Source organism: Klebsiella sp. K4, from assembly GCF_014596785.2.
Taxonomy (GTDB): Bacteria; Pseudomonadota; Gammaproteobacteria; order Enterobacterales; family Enterobacteriaceae; genus Klebsiella; species Klebsiella pneumoniae.
This window is the reverse complement of sequence record NZ_CP115021.1, coordinates 1,334,924-1,353,384: the sequence shown is the minus strand read 5'-3', so window position 1 is coordinate 1,353,384 and position 18,461 is coordinate 1,334,924. Positions and strand designations below refer to the sequence as shown.

Annotated in this window: 17 protein-coding genes; 7 read left to right on the top strand and 10 right to left on the bottom strand. The window is 58.9% G+C overall.

The features are described 5' to 3' along the window. Positions 1–31: 31 nt before the first annotated feature. On the bottom strand, positions 32–2,014 hold the full coding sequence (gene aegA, locus IB144_RS06695) for a formate-dependent uric acid utilization protein AegA (RefSeq protein WP_032429689.1): 1,983 nt from the start codon (positions 2,012–2,014) through the stop codon (positions 32–34). Between the two features lie 372 nt (positions 2,015–2,386). On the opposite strand from aegA, the gene acrD reads away from it, so the two are divergent. After that, positions 2,387–5,500 (top strand): multidrug efflux RND transporter permease AcrD, encoded by a 3,114-nt coding sequence (gene acrD, locus IB144_RS06690; protein WP_149358906.1) that lies wholly within the window; start codon positions 2,387–2,389, stop codon positions 5,498–5,500. A 127-nt stretch (positions 5,501–5,627) separates the two neighbouring features. Here acrD and ypfM read toward each other — a convergent pair whose 3' ends face one another. Further along, the gene (gene ypfM, locus IB144_RS06685; RefSeq protein ID WP_100181659.1) at positions 5,628–5,687 is read right to left on the bottom strand and encodes a protein YpfM; all 60 of its coding nucleotides are present in this window, start codon (positions 5,685–5,687) and stop codon (positions 5,628–5,630) included. A gap of 365 nt (positions 5,688–6,052) precedes the next feature. On the opposite strand from ypfM, the gene IB144_RS06680 reads away from it, so the two are divergent. From IB144_RS06680 to IB144_RS06670, 3 genes are read left to right on the top strand one after another with little or no spacing between them, the layout of a single operon-like run. Next, entirely contained in the window at positions 6,053–6,406 is a 354-nt protein-coding gene (locus IB144_RS06680) for an ArsC family reductase (protein ID WP_002913764.1), read from the top strand. 3 nt (positions 6,407–6,409) lie between these two features. After that, entirely contained in the window at positions 6,410–7,537 is a 1,128-nt protein-coding gene (gene dapE, locus IB144_RS06675) for a succinyl-diaminopimelate desuccinylase (RefSeq protein ID WP_002913766.1), read from the top strand. Between the two features lie 26 nt (positions 7,538–7,563). Next, a complete protein-coding gene (locus tag IB144_RS06670) occupies positions 7,564–7,767 on the top strand; it encodes a YpfN family protein (RefSeq protein WP_002913768.1) in 204 nt (67 codons plus the stop codon). A 48-nt stretch (positions 7,768–7,815) separates the two neighbouring features. Here the strand turns inward: IB144_RS06670 and ypfH are convergent, their stop codons facing one another. From ypfH to dapA, 6 genes are all read right to left on the bottom strand, one after another. Next, the gene (gene ypfH, locus IB144_RS06665) at positions 7,816–8,511 is read right to left on the bottom strand and encodes an esterase (RefSeq protein WP_002913770.1); all 696 of its coding nucleotides are present in this window, start codon (positions 8,509–8,511) and stop codon (positions 7,816–7,818) included. Positions 8,512–8,587: 76 nt separating this feature from the next. Continuing rightward, the gene (locus IB144_RS06660) at positions 8,588–10,591 is read right to left on the bottom strand and encodes a GNAT family N-acetyltransferase (RefSeq protein ID WP_040215406.1); all 2,004 of its coding nucleotides are present in this window, start codon (positions 10,589–10,591) and stop codon (positions 8,588–8,590) included. 9 nt (positions 10,592–10,600) lie between these two features. Then, the gene (locus tag IB144_RS06655; RefSeq protein ID WP_040215408.1) at positions 10,601–11,476 is read right to left on the bottom strand and encodes a neutral zinc metallopeptidase; all 876 of its coding nucleotides are present in this window, start codon (positions 11,474–11,476) and stop codon (positions 10,601–10,603) included. Positions 11,477–11,595: 119 nt separating this feature from the next. Beyond that, complete coding sequence (gene purC / locus IB144_RS06650; RefSeq protein WP_002913801.1) at positions 11,596–12,309, bottom strand: phosphoribosylaminoimidazolesuccinocarboxamide synthase; 714 nt, start codon at positions 12,307–12,309, stop codon at positions 11,596–11,598. 216 nt (positions 12,310–12,525) lie between these two features. Further along, complete coding sequence (gene bamC / locus IB144_RS06645; protein ID WP_004149279.1) at positions 12,526–13,560, bottom strand: outer membrane protein assembly factor BamC; 1,035 nt, start codon at positions 13,558–13,560, stop codon at positions 12,526–12,528. Between the two features lie 16 nt (positions 13,561–13,576). Continuing rightward, a complete protein-coding gene (gene dapA / locus IB144_RS06640; protein WP_002913803.1) occupies positions 13,577–14,455 on the bottom strand; it encodes a 4-hydroxy-tetrahydrodipicolinate synthase in 879 nt (292 codons plus the stop codon). Positions 14,456–14,608: 153 nt separating this feature from the next. Here dapA and IB144_RS06635 point away from each other — a divergent pair, with 153 nt between their 5' ends. Together IB144_RS06635 and bcp are read left to right on the top strand one after the other, a co-directional pair. After that, on the top strand, positions 14,609–15,175 hold the full coding sequence (locus IB144_RS06635; protein ID WP_002913804.1) for a glycine cleavage system transcriptional repressor: 567 nt from the start codon (positions 14,609–14,611) through the stop codon (positions 15,173–15,175). Positions 15,176–15,178: 3 nt separating this feature from the next. After that, positions 15,179–15,649, top strand: a complete 471-nt coding sequence (gene bcp, locus IB144_RS06630) for a thioredoxin-dependent thiol peroxidase (protein ID WP_002913805.1) — start codon at positions 15,179–15,181, stop codon at positions 15,647–15,649. 60 nt (positions 15,650–15,709) lie between these two features. Here bcp and IB144_RS06625 read toward each other — a convergent pair whose 3' ends face one another. Together IB144_RS06625 and IB144_RS06620 are read right to left on the bottom strand one after the other, a co-directional pair. Next, positions 15,710–16,771 (bottom strand): AI-2E family transporter, encoded by a 1,062-nt coding sequence (locus IB144_RS06625; protein ID WP_002913806.1) that lies wholly within the window; start codon positions 16,769–16,771, stop codon positions 15,710–15,712. Positions 16,772–16,825: 54 nt separating this feature from the next. Then, positions 16,826–16,942: a hypothetical protein gene (locus IB144_RS06620; protein ID WP_004221267.1), complete on the bottom strand. Its 117-nt coding sequence runs from the start codon at positions 16,940–16,942 to the stop codon at positions 16,826–16,828. Between the two features lie 51 nt (positions 16,943–16,993). Between IB144_RS06620 and bepA the strand changes: the two genes are divergently transcribed. Next, positions 16,994–18,457 (top strand): beta-barrel assembly-enhancing protease, encoded by a 1,464-nt coding sequence (bepA, locus tag IB144_RS06615; RefSeq protein ID WP_002913807.1) that lies wholly within the window; start codon positions 16,994–16,996, stop codon positions 18,455–18,457. Positions 18,458–18,461: the final 4 nt, after the last annotated feature.

Here is an 18,461-nt window from a genome sequence, read left to right as displayed (position 1 = left end):
CTCATACTACGCTGCGGAGCCGGGTTTGTCGTCAGTGAAGCGGCGTCGTTTTCCGCGCCAGATAGTCCAGGATCCCCTGCGCCGCGTGACGGCCTTCCGCCATCGCCGTCACTACAAGGTCTGCGCCGCGCACGGCATCGCCGCCGGCAAAGATCTTCTCCTGACTGGTCTGATAACGGTAACGGCTCTCCACTCCGGCTTTAATACGCCCCTGACTGTCCAGCGCCACCCCCGCCGCCTCCAGCCAGGGCATGCGGTGCGGGTGGAAGCCAAAGGCCATGATCACCGCATCTGCCGGCATAACAAACTCGCTGCCGGGGATCGGCGTCGGACGGCGTCTTCCCCCGGCGTCCGGAGCGCCCAGCTCGGTGCGCAAAAAGCGAACCCCGTTAACTCGCCCTTTCTCGTCCAGCTCAAGCGTCACCGGCTGGACGTTAAACTCAAAGAGCGCCCCCTCTTCGCGGGCGTTTTTGACCTCTTTTTTCGAGCCCGGCATGTTGGCTTCATCTCGCCGATAGGCGCAGGTCACCTGGCGGGCGCCGTGGCGCAGCGCGGTGCGCACGCAGTCCATCGCCGTATCGCCGCCGCCCAGCACCACCACGTTCAGCCCGGCGGTGTTGACATAAGGCTCTTGCGCCGATGCCGCCAGCCCCATCACCTGTTTGGTGTTGGCGATGAGGAACGGCAGCGCATCGTAGACCCCGGGGGCCTCTTCGTTCGGCAGCCCCGCCTTCATGGAGCGATAGGTTCCGGCGCCGACGAACACTGCGTCATAATCGGCCAGCAGTGTCGCCATGGAGATATCTTTCCCCACCTCGCAATTGAGCTCAAAGCGGATACCCATCTCGCTGAAGATCGCCCGCCGCCGGGCCAATAGCGATTTATCCAGCTTGAACGCCGGAATGCCGAAGGTCAGCAGACCGCCAATCTCCGGATGACGGTCGAAGACCACCGGCTGGACGCCGTGGCGCACCAGCATATCGGCGCAGGCCAGCCCGGCAGGCCCGGCGCCGATAATCGCCACCCGCTTGCCGCTCGGCTTAACCTGCGAAAGGTCCGGACGCCAGCCGCTGGCCAGCGCCTGGTCGGAAATATAGCGCTCAATATTGCCGATGGTGACTGCCCCGCTTTCATCGCGCAGGGTGCAGGCGCCTTCACACAGCCGGTCCTGGGGACAGACGCGGCCGGTGATCTCCGGCAGGCAGTTGGTCTGATGGGAAAGCGCGACCGCGGCGGCGATATTCCCCGCTTTAACCAGCTCGATCCACTGCGGGATATGGTTATGCAGCGGGCAGGTCCATTCGCAAATACTGTGCTCCCCACACGTGAGACAGCGGGCGGCCTGCTGCTGCGCCTGCTCCGGGGTGAACGGCTGATAGATCTCCTCAAAGTGGCTCTTACGCACCTCCGCCGCCAGCTTATCCGGCTCCCCGCGCGGGGGCGTCATCGCCATTTGCCTGACCTTCGCGCCAGCATTGGGCTGGCTGCAGAGCGGCGTAGCGCGCTGCCACGGCTGCACCTCCTGGCATGCCGAGCGCAGTCGCCGCTGCTTCGCCAGGGTGATCAACGTCTCATCGTCGGCGAGGGTCAGCGCCTGCGCGGGACAGTTTTCCACACAGGCCGGCCCCGCCTCGCGGCCCTGGCATAGATCGCACTTGTGCGCGCTGGCTTTCACCAGGCCTGCGGCCTGCGGCGTCACCACCACCTGCATCACCCCGAACGGGCAGGCCACCATGCAGGATTTACAGCCAATGCATTTCTCCTGACGGACCTGAACGCTGTCGCCGGACTGGGCGATGGCGTCGTTGGGACAACTGCGGACGCAGGGGGCGTCCTCGCAGTGGCGGCAGGTGATGGCGTTACGCTGGCCCTCCGCTTTGATCACGGTGATACGTGGCAAAAAGCGCTGCGGGGTCAGCACGTGTTGCTCCTCGTTATGCGCCATCACGCAGGCCACTTCGCAGGCCTGGCAGCCGATGCACTTTCGGCTATCGCTCAAAATAAAGTGGTTCATGGCTTCCTTTTGTCTTCTTGGTGAATAACCCCTCAATGCGCATGCCTATTTATTACCCGACAAGATGACGCCGGAACAATGTCCAATTGCCCAGGATAAACTTTTTCTGGAGAGAATCCGTTTTGGATCAATTTTTTTGACTTAAATGAAATGAGGTTTCACACCGGCAAGGGATAATGCGCCGGTCTGCGGTGACGAAGCAGACTCGCTACCTGCTGGCAGGAAAGCTCGAGGTTTCTTTACGATACGGCAAAAGCAACATGATAAATTACACTATCTCCTTAATTTCTCCACGATTGCCGGAGAGGCTGGCGCTAAAGTGGCACAGGCTGTGCAATAACAAGAAAATGTGCATATGAGGTTTTTATTCTGATGGCGAATTTCTTTATCGATCGCCCCATTTTTGCATGGGTGCTGGCAATCCTGTTATGCCTGACGGGCACCCTTGCCATTTTGTCGCTGCCGGTTGAACAGTATCCCGACCTCGCCCCGCCGAATGTGCGGATCACCGCCAACTATCCCGGCGCCTCCGCGCAAACCCTGGAGAATACCGTCACTCAGGTTATCGAACAGAATATGACCGGCCTCGATAACCTGATGTATATGTCCTCCCAGAGCAGCGCCACCGGCCAGGCGACGATCGCCCTCAGCTTTACCGCCGGTACCGACCCGGATGAAGCCGTGCAGCAGGTTCAGAACCAGCTACAGTCGGCGATGCGTAAGCTGCCGCAGGCGGTGCAAAATCAGGGGGTGACGGTACGCAAGACCGGTGATACCAATATCCTGACGCTCGCCTTCGTCTCCACTGACGGCAGTATGGATAAACAAGATATCGCCGACTACGTCGCCAGTAACATCCAGGACCCGCTCAGCCGCGTCAACGGCGTGGGGGATATCGACGCCTACGGTTCGCAATACTCAATGCGCATCTGGCTCGACCCGGCGAAGCTCAACAGCTACCAGATGACCACCAAGGATGTTACCGACGCCATCAGTTCGCAGAACGCCCAGATTGCCGTCGGCCAGCTTGGCGGGACGCCTTCGGTCGATAAGCAAGCGCTGAACGCCACCATCAACTCGCAATCTCTGCTGCAAACCCCGGAGCAGTTCCGCAATATCACTCTGCGCGTCAATCAGGATGGTTCAGAGGTGACGCTGGGCGATGTCGCCACCGTCGAGATGGGGGCGGAGAAGTACGACTATCTTAGCCGCTACAACCGCCAGCCGGCCTCAGGCCTCGGGATCAAGCTGGCTTCCGGCGCCAACGAAATGGCCACCGCGGAGCGCGTGATCAATCGCCTCAATGAGCTGGCGCAGTTTTTCCCCCACGGTCTGGAATATAAGGTCGCCTACGAGACCACCTCCTTCGTGAAGGCTTCCATCACCGACGTGGTGAAAACCCTGCTGGAGGCGATCCTGCTGGTCTTCCTCGTGATGTATCTGTTCCTGCAGAACTTCCGCGCCACCCTGATCCCGACCATCGCCGTGCCGGTGGTGCTGATGGGCACTTTCGCGGTGCTGTATGCCTGTGGCTACAGCATCAACACCCTGACGATGTTCGCGATGGTGTTGGCGATCGGCCTGCTGGTGGATGACGCCATCGTGGTGGTGGAGAACGTCGAGCGCATCATGAGCGAGGAGGGCCTGTCGCCACGCGAGGCGACCCGCAAATCGATGGGACAAATTCAGGGCGCGCTGGTAGGGATCGCGATGGTTCTGTCGGCGGTATTTGTGCCGATGGCCTTCTTCGGCGGCACCACCGGCGCCATCTATCGCCAGTTCTCAATCACTATCGTCGCGGCGATGGTCCTCTCGGTGCTGGTGGCCATGATCCTCACCCCTGCCCTTTGCGCCACGCTGCTTAAGCCGGTTAAGCCAGGTGAATCCCATGAAAGAACAGGCTTCTTCGGCTGGTTCAACCGCACCTTCAACCGCAGCGCCAGCCGCTACGAAACCTTCGTCGGCAAAATCCTGCACCGCTCGCTGCGCTGGATGCTGATCTACGTCCTCCTGCTCGGCGGGATGGTGTTCCTGTTTCTGCATTTGCCGACCTCGTTCCTGCCGCTGGAGGATCGCGGGATGTTCACCACCTCGGTCCAGTTGCCGAGCGGCAGCACCCAGCAGCAGACGCTGAAGGTGGTGCAGAAGGCGGAAGATTACTTCCTCAATAACGAGAAGAAGAACGTCGAGTCGGTGTTCGCTACCGTTGGCTCCGGCCCCGGCGGCAATGGGCAGAACGTGGCCCGTATGTTCGTTCGTCTCAAAGACTGGGACCAGCGCGACCCGCAAACCGGCACCTCCTTTGCCATTATTGAACGCGCCACCAAAGCGTTTAATCAGATTAACGAAGCGCGGGTTATCGCCAGCAGCCCGCCGGCGATCAGCGGCCTCGGCAGTTCGGCAGGCTTCGATATGGAGCTGGAGGATCATGCCGGGAAGGGGCACGATGCGCTGATGGCGGCGCGCGATACGCTACTTGAGCTGGCCGGGAAAAATCCGCTGTTGACCCGCGTCCGGCATAACGGGCTCGATGACAGCCCGCAGCTGCAGGTCGATATCGATCAGCGTAAAGCGCAGGCGCTTGGCGTCTCCATTGACGACATCAACGATACGCTGCAAACCGCATGGGGGTCGAGCTACGTCAACGACTTTATGGATCGCGGCCGGGTAAAGAAAGTCTACGTCCAGGCGGCGGCGAAATACCGGATGCTGCCTGACGATATCAATCTTTGGTACGTGCGCAACAGCAGCGGTACGATGGTGCCATTCTCGGCCTTCGCCACCTCGCGCTGGGAGACCGGCTCGCCGCGGCTGGAGCGCTACAATGGCTACTCAGCGGTGGAGATCGTCGGTGAGGCGGCGCCGGGTATCAGTACCGGTACCGCGATGGACATGATGGAGAAGCTGGCCGCGCAGTTACCCACCGGCTTTGGCCTCGAATGGACCGCCATGTCCTACCAGGAACGCCTCTCTGGCGCTCAGGCGCCGGCCCTGTACGCGATTTCTCTGCTGGTGGTGTTCCTGTGCCTGGCGGCGCTGTACGAGAGCTGGTCAGTGCCGTTCTCGGTGATGCTGGTGGTGCCGCTGGGGGTGATTGGCGCCCTGCTGGCGACCTGGATGCGCGGGCTGGAGAATGACGTGTACTTCCAGGTGGGTCTGTTGACGGTGATCGGCCTGTCGGCGAAAAACGCCATTCTGATCGTCGAGTTCGCCAATGAGCTCAACGAGAAGGGCCAGGATCTGCTCAGCGCCACGCTGTCGGCTTGCCGTCAGCGCCTGCGCCCCATCCTGATGACCTCGCTGGCGTTCATCTTCGGCGTGCTGCCGATGGCGACCAGCACCGGCGCCGGTTCCGGCAGCCAGCATGCGGTCGGCACCGGAGTGATGGGCGGGATGATCTCCGCCACCGTGCTGGCGATCTTTTTCGTGCCGCTGTTCTTTGTGCTGGTGCGTCGCCGTTTTCCGCTAAAGGAGCGTCCGCAATAAACCGACGAGCTTCGGCGGCGAGGCGTAATAACAGAAAAGGCGACCACGGTGGTCGCCTTCTTTATGTGTTCAGAACCCTAGCGCGCTTATTTACTTCGCGTTATTCCCCTGCTCACATTGCGGAAATTTATTTACGAAGCATGCCTTCAATAAAGTCTTTCCAGTTCCCCAGTTCATGTTCAATCATAATAGCCTCTCTTATTATTATGGTCGATTCTATATAACTTCATTACCGATGGGAAGTTGTGCTCCCCTATTGCTCTGATTGTCTTATGGACCGCTGACAGAGATAAAACCTCTGGTTGTCGCTACTATGCCGCTTCGTATGTAAACATAATGTGACGTAGAGCAACCTCAGACAACATTTTTGCAATAATGTTAAAGCCCTCACATCATGCCCACAGGTGGCCAACATTTAACCACCCGATATATCGAATGAGATCCCCGGTAAAAAGTTATATTTATTCATCTGAATCACGTATTATTTCAGTAAGACTTATATATTCGGGAATATCTGAGTTAACCGCTTAATTGAATGTAAAAGGTTTATCTATGCTCACCATGTACGGAATTAAAAACTGCGATACCATTAAAAAAGCCCGCCGCTGGCTGGAAGCGCATCAGATTGAGTATCGCTTCCATGATTACCGCGCCGATGGCCTTGAGCGCGCGCAACTGGATACCTTTATTGCCGAGCTGGGCTGGCAGGCGCTGCTGAACACCCGTGGCACCACCTGGCGCAAACTCGACGAGTCGCTGCGCAATAGCATCGATAATGCCGACGCCGCTGCCGCATTGATGCTGGAAATGCCGGCAATTATCAAACGCCCATTGCTCTGCGCGCCCGGTCGTCCTATGCTGCTGGGTTTTAGTGAAGCAAGTTATCAGCAGTTTAACGAGGTATAGTCTATGTCTTGCCCGGTCATTGAGCTGGCTCAGCAGCTTATTCGCCGCCCTTCCCTTAGCCCCGATGATGCGGGATGCCAGGCGTTAATGATTGAACGCCTGCGTGCGATCGGCTTTACCGTTGAACCGATGGATTTCGGCGATACGCAGAATTTCTGGGCCTGGCGCGGCCACGGCGAGACGCTGGCCTTCGCCGGCCACACCGACGTAGTCCCGGCAGGCGACGCCGACCGCTGGATCAATCCCCCGTTCGAACCGACCATCCGCGACGGGATGCTGTTTGGCCGCGGAGCGGCGGATATGAAAGGCTCGCTGGCGGCGATGGTGGTTGCCGCAGAGCGTTTTGTCGCGCAGTACCCGAACCACAGGGGCCGACTGGCGTTTTTGATCACCTCTGATGAAGAGGCCAGCGCCAAAAACGGCACCGTCAAAGTGGTGGAGACGCTGATGGCGCGTAACGAGCGTCTGGACTATTGTCTGGTCGGCGAACCTTCCAGTACCGAAGTGGTCGGCGATGTGGTGAAAAACGGCCGCCGCGGCTCGCTGACCTGCAACCTGACTATTCACGGCGTGCAGGGGCATGTCGCCTATCCGCACCTTGCCGATAACCCTGTCCACCGCGCGGCGCCGATGCTGGCGGAACTGGTCAATATCGAGTGGGATAAAGGCAATGAGTTCTTCCCGCCGACCAGCATGCAGATCGCCAACGTGCAGTCCGGCACCGGCAGCAATAACGTGATCCCCGGCGATATGTTCGTCCAGTTCAACTTCCGCTTCAGTACGGAGCTGACGGACGAGATGATCAAATCCCGGGTGATCGCCCTGCTGGAAAAATACCAGCTGCGTTACAGCGTGGAGTGGTGGCTCTCCGGCCAGCCGTTCCTCACCGGACGGGGCAAGCTGGTGGATGCGGTCGTCAACGCGATTGAGCACTATAATGAGATCAAACCGCAGCTGTTAACCAACGGCGGCACCTCAGACGGACGGTTTATCGCGCGCATGGGGGCGCAGGTGGTTGAGCTGGGCCCCGTAAACGCAACGATTCACAAAATTAATGAATGTGTGAACGCCGCCGACCTGCAGCTGCTGGCGCGGATGTATCAACGCGTCATGGAACAGCTGGTCGCCTGACGAATTGACGTAAAGAGGAAGCGCGCATGGAATGGCTTATTAAACACTGGTGGATTCTGGTGCTGGTCTTTTTGGTGGGGGTAATTATCAACGTGATTAAAGATCTGAATCGCGTTGACCACAAAAAATTCCTCAACAACAAACCCGATCTGCCGCCGCACCGTGATTTTAACGATAAATGGGACGATGACGACGACTGGCCGAAGCACGACCAGTCGAAGAAACCGTAAGTTTGCCTTTATCGCGGTACCGCCCGCCTGTAACCCCGCTCTCCGGGGTTACAGCATTTCGATGATATCATCCCCTTTTGGCGTACTGCCGCTCAGCGCCTCATCAAAATAGTGCTTCGGCACGGTATAACGCAGACGCTCGATCGCCAACTGCATACTGCGATCGTCAATGGCATGCCCGAGATCGTCGACAATATCTAAGGTCACGTCGCCGCCCGCCTGCTGTAACGCCTCCTCGGCCGACACCGCCCACGCCAGGTCGATAACCCGATCTTCACCCCCGTGGATCAGGTGAATGGTAGTGGCCGTCGTTGCCGTCTCCGGCAGCGTCGCATAGCGGCCATTAAAGGCGATGACCCGCGAAGCCAGATCCGGCGCCGCTTTGATACTCTCCAGCGACATAATCGCCCCCTGAGAGAAACCGATCAGCGCGGTGGCCAGTGGACTGACGCCGCTCTTTTCCTGCCAGTAGCGTACAATTTCAATAAAGGTCGGCATAATGGCGTCGATGCGCTGCTGACGATTCTCTTCCGTCACCCCCTGCAGTGAAAACCACTGCCGACCGTTGGGGCCGCAAGGTTCCACCCCGCCGATACTGACGATCAGCGCATCGGGAAACTGCGGCGCGAACCAGCTGCCGATTTGCCCCATGGAGACCGGGTTATCCCCTACGCCATGAAACAGCAGCAACAGCTGTTGCGCAGGCGTCGCAGGACTTTGAACAATAAAATGATCGTGTTTCATGGCTGTCTCCTTAGTGTTTGCGGGCAGTGTACGCCGCTCGCCAGATATGACCATGCCATTTAACTGAATGAGTTAGTTAAAAAAATTGCAGATGCGCCACCTGCTGACGCAGCGCCTCAGCGCGCGCTGCATCAAGGAAGCGCAAGGCGTCAGCGGCCTCCCGACGCCATCTCGCCTGCAAGGCTTTTCGCCCCGTCAGCTGCAGCACGGCGCAGAGTGCGGCTTCCTCTTTGCCCTGCAGTCGTCCCCGCAGGGCCGGCAACGGCATGTCGGCCTGCATCAGTAGGCGGTTGAGGCAGCCCAGCGCCGCGGCCAGCGGGCGGTGGGCGAAAGCAAAGCTCGCCGCTTCCAGCCAGTCCTCATCACTAAGCATAGCGTCTGCGACGGCCGGCAGCGGCGCGGATTCGTCCCGCCACGGGCGAAGCCAGTATTCATCCCGCAGCAGCCGCTGCGCCTCCCGCTGCGCGAGCTGGTGTCCCGCCGCAGTCAGCGGGAACAGAGCCATCGCGGTATAGCAGCCGCTGCTGGCCTCGCGATGGGTTCCCAGCCGCACGAGGATAAACCCGCAGCGTTGCCAGAAGCGCCACAGCTCAGCGGTATAGCCGAAGCTGACGGACAGATAGTCATAGCCTGCGGCATCGGCGGCGATACTGGCGATCATCTTCCGCCCGAGGCCTTCGCGCTGACGGGCAGGATGGACAGCGATCCGACTGACCCGAAGCCCGGACAGCGTCGCCGCCAGGGGACTGCCGCCGTGCGCCGCCAGCGACTGGGCGACCAGATTCCCGCGCGGCCGGCGAAAACCCGCCCATACCGCCCGGCTCAGTTCGCGAGAAAGTCCCCCCTCGGCCACCAGCCACAGGGCGCCCGCTACCGCGCCGCCGGCGCGAGCGCAGCGGAAAGCCTGGCCCGGAGCATCCATCATGCGCCGCAGATCGAGCGGGGAAGTTCGGTAATGCGCCCCGGACAATAGCTGGTACATCGCCTCCGGTAGCGCTGGCTGCGTTTGCCAGCAGGACTGATTGACCGCCTCCAGGGCTAGCTCCCCCATCGGCGCGTCGCGAAATGCCTCATCGTTAAAGATAAGCAACTGACTGATGGCTGACTCCAGCGGACAGCCCGCCGCCCAGCGGATCGGGGCGCTCAGGGTGAACGATTGCAGATGGGGCAGACTGGCGCAAAATTTCAGCAGGAATCCGCGACCGGTGCCCTCGTACCCTTGCACCGTCGTGGTGAGTAGCGTGCGGGGAAAACGGCTCACCAGTTGCCGGAGAAGCGGAGCCGGGATAGCCGCGGCCTCATCGACTATCAGCCAGACCGCCGTTTCTTGCGACGCCAACAGCGCATCGGGCGCCATAAAGCGGAACGCCTCGCCGGCAAAGCTGGCCAGCACCTCGACAGCGCTACGCGTTGGGGCGGTGACGATGGCCTCGCCCCCAAGCTGGCGCAGGAGCATACCCGCCAGCGCGGACTTCCCCCGTCCACGCTCCGCCGTCACCGCCGCGATACCGGGCGGCAGGCGTATCAGTTGCTCAAGGATTGCCGCCTGCTCGGCCTGCGGGCGGCCATCGGCGGGATGCCAGTCTGGACGCGGGGCGGCCAGCGGGAAACGTGGCCGGTCCGACTGCCGCCATAGCAACACCTCCGGATCGGCGATAAACTGCCGACAGCAGCGGTGAACAAAGTTAGGGGTAACGATAGGGTCAGGCGTATCGCTCCAGCGCAGAGAGTCCTCATCCGCCCGGGTCGGCCAGTCGGCGAAGGGGGGCGTCAGCAGCACCAGCCAGCTTCCCGCCCGCAGCGTGCCGCTCAGGGCCGCCATGGCGGCCACATCAAACCCGCGCCGGGCATCGAAAAAGGCGTGCATCACTTCCCGCCCCAGCAGCGTTTTCAGCGCGCCGGGCGCCACGCAGGGCGCAGAAACCGGCTCGGGGCCAACCCACAGGCCATCGCCGCCGAGCCTCTCCCGTAGCGCCTGCGCCTGCTGCAGCGTCCAGCTCTCATCGCCGCTGAGCACCAGCAGGCGACGGATCCCCTCCCGCGCCATTTGCGCGGTGAGGTTAAGCAGCGCGTCCATCATGGGGGACGATTACAGCGCGCTGCCGAAGGTATTGCACTGCGCCGGATCGCCGCTATCGAAACCGCGTTTGAACCAGGTGTAGCGCTGTTTCGAGGTGCCGTGGGTAAAACTGTCCGGCACCACGCGTCCCTGGCTCTGCTGCTGTAGACGATCGTCGCCGATGGCCTCGGCGGCGTTCAGCGCCTCCTGCAGATCGCCAGTTTCCAGAATATCCTGCTGCTGCATATTATGACCCCAGACGCCGGCGAAGCAGTCTGCCTGCAGCTCCATCTTAACCGACAGGCGGTTGGCTTCGGCCTGCGTGGCATGCTGCTGTTGCTGGCGGACCTTCGGCTCAATGCCCAGCAGTTTTTGTACGTGATGACCCACTTCATGAGCAATGACGTACCCCTGGGCAAAGTCGCCGTCGGCGCCCAGTTTATTTTTCATCTCATCGTAGAATGACAGGTCGATATAGACCGTACTGTCGGCAGGACAATAGAAGGGGCCCATCACCGACTGACCGGTGCCGCAGCCGGTACGGGTCGCGCCGCGGTAGAGCACCAGCTTTGGCTGCGGGTACTGGCGGCCCATCTTTTCAAAGATCGGCCCCCAGGTATCTTCGGTGGTAGCCAGAATGACGGAAGAAAACTTCGCCGCTTCATCGTCTTTCGGACTGATGGAGCGCTGCGTGGAGGTCTGCTGCTGCGGCATCGGTTCGCCGGTCAACATGCCGGTCAAATCCACGCCGTAGTAGCCCGCCACCAGCACAATAATCAGCAGTACAATGCCGCCCTTCCCGCTCGGCAGACGGAAGCCGCCGCCCCCGCCGCCGCCAAACGGCGAGCCTGATTGTCCACGTCGATCTTCAACATTGTCGCTTTCGCGACGCCCTTGCCAGCGCATAAGCACCTCATTCCCTGTTATGTATCAATAGCAGAGATCGTAGGCGGTTCAGCGCAGGATTACCACAGGAAACAGCAAGAGACGCCAGAAGATGAGGCCATCTTCTGGCGGCGGGCGGGTTAGTCGAGCTTAACGCCCAGGCGGTGAGCCACTTCTTCGTAGGCTTCGATCAGGCCGCCAAGGCTCTGGCGGAAGCGGTCTTTGTCCATTTTATCGAGGGTGTTTTTATCCCACAGGCGGCTGCCGTCCGGCGAAAACTCGTCGCCCAGCACCACTTCGCCTTTGAACAGACCAAACTCCAGCTTAAAGTCCACCAGAATCAGACCGGCGTCATCGAACAGTTTTTTCAGCACGTCGTTGGCTTTGTAGGTCAGCTCGCGCATCCGCGCCAGATTCTCTTTACTCACCCAGCCGAAGGTTTCGCAGTAGGAGTCGTTGACCATCGGATCGTGCATAGCATCGTTTTTCAGGAACAGGTCGAACAGCGGCGGATTCAGCTCGATACCTTCTTCAATGCCTAAACGTTTTACCAGCGAGCCTGCCGCACGGTTACGCACCACGCACTCTACCGGCACCATATCCAGTTTTTTCACCAGACATTCGGTATCGGAGAGCAGCGCTTCCATCTGGGTAGGGATGCCCGCTTCTGCCAGTTTACTCATAATGAAATGGTTGAATTTGTTGTTCACCATGCCCTTACGATCGAACTGCTCGATGCGCGCGCCATCACCTGCTGACGTATCGTTACGGAATTCCAGTACCAGCAGGTCCGGATTATCGGTGCTGTATACTGTCTTCGCCTTACCACGATACAACTCAGCTTGCTTTTTCATCTTTCACTACTCCAGTGATATTGAGCCAAAAAATGACGTGTCGGTCTTACATAACATCCTGCAACGGGCGTTGGAGCGGATGCTGTACGCTTGCGGGGCGAACTGCAGTCAGGCGACTGGAGCAGCCTTAACGCGGCGATTTACAGGATTATATGGCCACGCACACGTTTGCGTCACTATACATGAAAAAGGGCCGGATTGCTCCAGCCCTTTTGATTACTTGTTAAATGCGGCCTGGAATACGGCTACCAGGGCGTCATTTTGCGACTGCGTCAGGGTGTGGCCTTTCGGGTCGATAAACTGCAGGCTACTGCGGTTATCGAGGTCGCCGACCTGCAGTTTGTAGTCGCCGGAGACCAGCTGCGGGTCACGTGCGCCCAGCTCCTGCCAGCTGCTGTCAGACAGCGGCTTATAGGTCAGCGCCATGCTGCCCTGAGAGCGCGTGCTGTCGGTCACTTTCATCCCCACTTTCTCGAGGGCGCCAGGCAGACGCTGCCACACCAGGTTAAACGGCGCGCGAACTACGAGCATCGGCAGGCCGGTATCGTCGGCGGCGCTCTGCACGTCGAAGGTGGCCCCCGCGCTGCGCTGGGCGGCGTTCTGGGCGCTGGTGGCATTCATGTCAAGACCTTCCGAAATGACGTTCAGCATAGCAGTGCTGTAGCGCTGCAAAGATGCCGGATCGGCAACCGGTTTACCCGCCTGCTCCAGATTCACCAGCTTAACGACCACCGCTTGCTGATAACCCTGCGGTTTGACGGAGATTTGATAACGGCCGCGATACTGCTGATCTTCATCAAGACGGTTCCACTCAACCCAGTCGGTGTTCAGCGTCTGGCTCGCATCATCGCGCTTGGCGATAACGTAGTTCTTCGCCTGAAGAATACTGGTGACCTGTGCCCACAGCGAACCGCTGCGGCCGTTCTCGACCATCAGCGTCGCGGTATCGCCGTTAAACTGGGTCCGCGCACCGCTCACCAGCGCCAGCGGCTGCGCCGGCGGACGAATGTCCAGCGCTTTACCGACCGCGCCGGTGCTGTTAGCCACCGGAATATTGTAATCACCCACCTGAATCGGCAGGATCATCCCCGCCGGCGCGTGAAGTTCGCTCAACGGTGATGCCTGTAAATAGGCCTCATCACCGCTCACCTGACGCTTATAGCGCGAGTCGGAACTACAGGCCGCGAGGAGTAGAACCAGCGAAACACCCGCAACCTTCGCCAGGCGCGACTTCTGTACTGAGTAAGCCATCAAATCTCCCTAAACTTTACAGCAAACCGGCATGCTTCAGCGCGGCAGTGACGGCTTCACGACCATGATCGGTGATAGGCGTCATCGGCAAGCGCAGCGTATCGGTCGCCACAAGACCCAACGCCTTGCATCCCCATTTCACCGGGATAGGATTGGGTTCGACAAATAATTTTGTATGCAGTGGCATCAGACGCTGGTTAATCGCACGAGCTTCGGCAAATTGACCCGCCAGCGCCAGACGGCACATGTCGGCCATTTCGCGCGCCGCCACGTTGGCCGTAACAGAAATCACGCCTACGCCGCCGAGCTGCATGAAGTCCATACCGGTCGCATCGTCACCGCTCAGCAGAATAAAGTCGTCTGAAACCAGCTCTTTGATCTGGTGAACGCGACTTAAGTTCCCTGTTGCTTCCTTAATACCGACAATATTTTTAATTTCCGCCAGACGGCCAACGGTTTCCGGCAGCATATCGCAACCGGTACGGGATGGCACATTATACAGAATTTGCGGCAGGTCAGTATGTTCGGCGATAGCTTTAAAGTGCTGGAACAGGCCTTCCTGGGTCGGACGGTTATAATAAGGAGTGACCGTCAGGCAGCCGACAACACCGCTGTCGTTAAAACGTTTGGTCAGGCTAATCGCCTCTGCGGTTGCATTGGCTCCCGTTCCAGCGATAACCGGAATACGCCCGTCGGCCAGCTCCAGCGTCATCATCACCACGTCGCCATGCTCTTCATGGCTCAGCGTTGCGGATTCACCGGTAGTCCCTACCGAAACGATCGCCGAGGTTCCGTTGGCGACATGGTAATCAATCAGTTTTTTCAGGCTTGTCCGGCAGACATTACCGTTTTCATCCATCGGCGTGACAAGCGCTACAATACTTCCCGTGAACATGGGCCATCCTCAGAGCAGAAGTGCGACAAGATTCTCAATGTTACGTTTGGAGCTGTAATAAAAGCAAGAGACCCGACGCCATCAGGGATGTTGTATGGCGGTTTTTTTTATGCTTTCCTAATGTTACCTCACCTTTTTAAAGGAAGAACAGGTTTGACAGCCTCATTACAACACTATCTGGTTATTACCGCCCTGGGGGCTGACCGTCCCGGCATCGTGAATACGATCACTCGCCACGTCAGCAGCTGCGGTTGTAATATCGAAGACAGCCGGCTGGCCATGCTCGGTGATGAGTTTACGTTTATCATGCTGCTTTCCGGGTCGTGGAATGCGATTAACCTGATCGAATCAACTCTGCCGCTGAAAGGCGCGGAGCTGGAGCTGTTGATCGTGATGAAACGCACCACTGCGCGCCCGCCGCAGGCCATGCCAAACACCGTTTGGGTCCAGGTTGAGGTGCCGGACTCACCGCATATCATCGAGCGCTTTACTGCCCTGTGCGATACATGGAATATGAATATTGCGGAGCTGGTGTCCCGCACGCAGCCGGGAGACGGCGATTCCGCGCAGCTTTTTATCCAGATAACTGCCCACAGTCCTGCGACGCAAAATGCAGCAAATATCGAACAAGCGTTCAAAGCCCTATGTACAGAACTGAACGCACAAGGCAGTATTAACATCGTTAATTATTCACAGCATGATGAACAGGATGGAGTTTAACCCATGACCCCACTGAAAGCCGGTGATATCGCACCGAAATTTAGCTTACCGGACCAGGACGGCGAGGAAGTAAATTTAACCGACTTCCAGGGACAACGTGTCCTGGTTTATTTTTACCCGAAAGCCATGACCCCGGGCTGCACCGTCCAGGCGTGCGGCTTGCGCGATAATATGGACGACCTGAAAAAAGCCGGCGTTGAAGTGCTGGGCATCAGCACCGATAAACCGGAAAAACTCTCCCGTTTCGCCGAAAAAGAGCTGCTGAACTTTACGCTGCTGTCTGATGAAAACCATCAGGTTTGCGAGCAGTTTGGCGTCTGGGGCGAAAAATCCTTTATGGGGAAAACCTACGACGGGATCCACCGGATTAGTTTCCTCATTGATGCCGATGGCAAAATCGAACACGTCTTTGATGATTTTAAAACCAGCAATCACCACGACGTGGTGCTGAACTGGCTGAAAGAAAACGCCTGATGCAAAGCAAGACGCCGGGAGAGGAAGCCCTCGCCCGGCGTCTTTTTTATTCTCATTGCCTTAGTCGTCGACCGCCAAACCATCCGGCCAGGCATGCACCACTGCTTTAATCAGCGTGGCCAGAGGAATGGCGAAGAAGACGCCCCAGAATCCCCACAGTCCGCCAAAGATCACCACCGACAGGATAATCACCAGCGGGTGTAAATTGACCGCTTCCGAGAACAGCACCGGAACCAGCAGGTTACCGTCCAGCCCCTGAATAATCAGATAGACCGCAAACAGGCTCCAGAACTCGGTGCCAGCGCCAAACTGAAACAGCGCCACCCCCACCACCGGAATGGTCACCACAAACGCGCCGATATAGGGGATCAGCACCGAGAAGCCCACCAGCACCGCCAGCAGCAGCGAGTAGTTGAGGCCAAAGAGAATAAAGCCTATCCAGGTGGCGACGCTGACGACAATCATCTCCAGCACCTTGCCGCGAATATAGTTGGTGATCTGCTGGTTCATCTCTTTCCACACCTGCCCGGCAAGCCCGCGATTGCGCGGCAGAACGCGGCGCACCGCGTTGAGCATCTGCTCTTTATCCTTCAGCAGGAAGAAGACCATCAGCGGCACCAGCACCAGGTAGACCGCCAGGGTGAGTAACCCCACCAGCGAAGCCAGAGAGTACTTAACCACCGAGTCGCCCACCGTCAGCATCCGGGTGCGCATATTTTCCGCCATCGCATCGATAATGCCGGCATCCATTAACGCCGGATAGCGCCGCGGCAGCGTGGCGGCGAAATCAGAGAGCTTATTTAGCATGCCCGGCATATCGCGGATGAGGTAGATCCCTTGCTGCCAGGCTACCGGCAGCACCACAAAGGCCAGCAACAGCAGGATGCCCACAAAGAGGATCAGCACCAGCGAGGTGGCCCAGGTGCGCGACAGACCGATGCGCTCCAGACGAACGGTCGGCCACTCCAGCAGATAGGCCAGCACGATAGCCACCAGCAACGGGGCCAGCAGGCCGCTGAAAAAGAACATAATGCCGAAACCGGCAAGCAAAATAACCAGCAGCGCTATCGCCTCAGGGTCGCTGAATCGACGGCGGTACCACTGCATTAACATCTCAAGCATAAAACCTTCCCTGAAGGGCCAAGCGGCGACAATCCAGGGAATTGTATCGAAATGTCACAAAAAAGACTTCGCTTTTTGATGCGCCGCAGTCAAACCGTTCTCCGCCATGAAGAACATATTTTCAAGGCGGCCAACGCCAGCTAAACTCGCTGGGATGCGGCCAGGGAACATTACGCCGCACAATCGGTCAAACTGGCACACCCACATTACAGGACAGAGGTTATGTTCAGGCAGTTGAAGAAAACGCTGGTGGCGACCGCGATCGCGTCGCTGACGCTGGGTTCGATAGGTCCTGCTTTTGCTGACTCCGCAGATACCCTGCCGGACATGGGAACCTCCGCAGGAAGCACGCTGTCAATCGGTCAGGAAATGCAGATGGGGGATTACTACGTCCGCCAACTGCGCGGTAGCGCGCCGCTGATCAACGACCCTCTGCTGGTGCAATATATCAACGGGCTGGGTATGCGTCTGGTGGCTCACGCCAACTCGGTGCGTACCCCGTTCCACTTCTATTTGATTAATAACGACCAGATCAACGCCTTCGCCTTCTTCGGCGGCAATGTGGTCCTCCACTCCGCCCTGTTCCGCTACTCTGATAACGAGAGCGAACTGGCCTCTGTCATGGCGCACGAAATCTCCCACGTGACGCAGCGGCATCTCGCCCGCGCGATGGAAGATCAGAAGCGCAACGCGCCGCTGACCTGGGTCGGCGCGCTGGGTTCAATTTTGCTGGCGATGGCCAGCCCGCAGGCCGGAATGGCGGCCCTGACCGGGACGCTGGCCGGTACTCAGCAGGGTATGATCAGCTTCACCCGCCAGAACGAAGAAGAGGCCGACCGGATTGGCATTCAGGTTCTGCAGCGCTCGGGTTTCGACCCACAGGCCATGCCGATGTTTATGGGTAAACTGCTTGACGAGTCGCGCTACTCGACGCGACCGCCGGAAATGTTGCTCACCCACCCCCTGCCGGAAAGCCGACTGGCCGATGCCCGTAACCGCGCCAACCAGATGCGCCCGGTGGTGGTACAGTCCTCGGCGGACTTCTATCTGGCGAAGGCGCGTACCCTCGGGATGTACACCAACGGCGACAACAAGCTGGGCACCGATCTGCTGAACGCCTGGGATAAAGGCAATATCCGCCAACAGCATGCCGCCCAGTATGGTCGCGCTCTGCTGGCGATGGAAAGCAATAACTTTGACCAGGCACGCAAAACGCTGCAGCCGCTGCTCAACGCCGACCCGCAAAATGCCTGGTATCTCGATCTGGCCACCGATATCGACCTCGGACAGAAGAAAACCAGCGACGCCATCAATCGCCTTAAAAACGCCCGCGAGCTGCGTACTAATCCGGTGCTGCAGCTGAACCTGGCCAACGCCCTGCTGCAGGGCGGGCAGCCCGGGGAAGCGGCGACCATTCTGAACCGGTATACCTTTACCTATAAAGAGGATGGCAACGGCTGGGACCTGCTGGCCCAGGCGGAAGGCGCGCTGGGCAATCGCGATCAGGAGCTGGCGGCGCGGGCTGAAAGCATGGCGCTGGTCGGCCAGCTGGAGCAGGCGATTTCCCTGCTCAGCAGCGCCAGCTCGCAGGTGAAACTCGGTAGCCTGCAGCAGGCACGTTACGATGCCCGTATCGATCAGCTACGCGATCTGCAGGCTCGCTTCCGTCCCTATCAAAAAATGTAAGGAG

Coding starts and splice junctions, on each gene's coding strand:
- aegA (WP_032429689.1), bottom strand. CDS start 2,014: ATGAACCACTTTATTTTGAGCGATAGCCGAAAGTGCATCGGCTGCCAG.
- acrD (WP_149358906.1), top strand. CDS start 2,387: ATGGCGAATTTCTTTATCGATCGCCCCATTTTTGCATGGGTGCTGGCA.
- IB144_RS06680 (WP_002913764.1), top strand. CDS start 6,053: ATGCTCACCATGTACGGAATTAAAAACTGCGATACCATTAAAAAAGCC.
- dapE (WP_002913766.1), top strand. CDS start 6,410: ATGTCTTGCCCGGTCATTGAGCTGGCTCAGCAGCTTATTCGCCGCCCT.
- IB144_RS06670 (WP_002913768.1), top strand. CDS start 7,564: ATGGAATGGCTTATTAAACACTGGTGGATTCTGGTGCTGGTCTTTTTG.
- ypfH (WP_002913770.1), bottom strand. CDS start 8,511: ATGAAACACGATCATTTTATTGTTCAAAGTCCTGCGACGCCTGCGCAA.
- IB144_RS06660 (WP_040215406.1), bottom strand. CDS start 10,591: ATGATGGACGCGCTGCTTAACCTCACCGCGCAAATGGCGCGGGAGGGG.
- IB144_RS06655 (WP_040215408.1), bottom strand. CDS start 11,476: ATGCGCTGGCAAGGGCGTCGCGAAAGCGACAATGTTGAAGATCGACGT.
- purC (WP_002913801.1), bottom strand. CDS start 12,309: ATGAAAAAGCAAGCTGAGTTGTATCGTGGTAAGGCGAAGACAGTATAC.
- bamC (WP_004149279.1), bottom strand. CDS start 13,560: ATGGCTTACTCAGTACAGAAGTCGCGCCTGGCGAAGGTTGCGGGTGTT.
- dapA (WP_002913803.1), bottom strand. CDS start 14,455: ATGTTCACGGGAAGTATTGTAGCGCTTGTCACGCCGATGGATGAAAAC.
- bcp (WP_002913805.1), top strand. CDS start 15,179: ATGACCCCACTGAAAGCCGGTGATATCGCACCGAAATTTAGCTTACCG.
- IB144_RS06625 (WP_002913806.1), bottom strand. CDS start 16,771: ATGCTTGAGATGTTAATGCAGTGGTACCGCCGTCGATTCAGCGACCCT.
- IB144_RS06620 (WP_004221267.1), bottom strand. CDS start 16,942: ATGTTCCCTGGCCGCATCCCAGCGAGTTTAGCTGGCGTTGGCCGCCTT.
- bepA (WP_002913807.1), top strand. CDS start 16,994: ATGTTCAGGCAGTTGAAGAAAACGCTGGTGGCGACCGCGATCGCGTCG.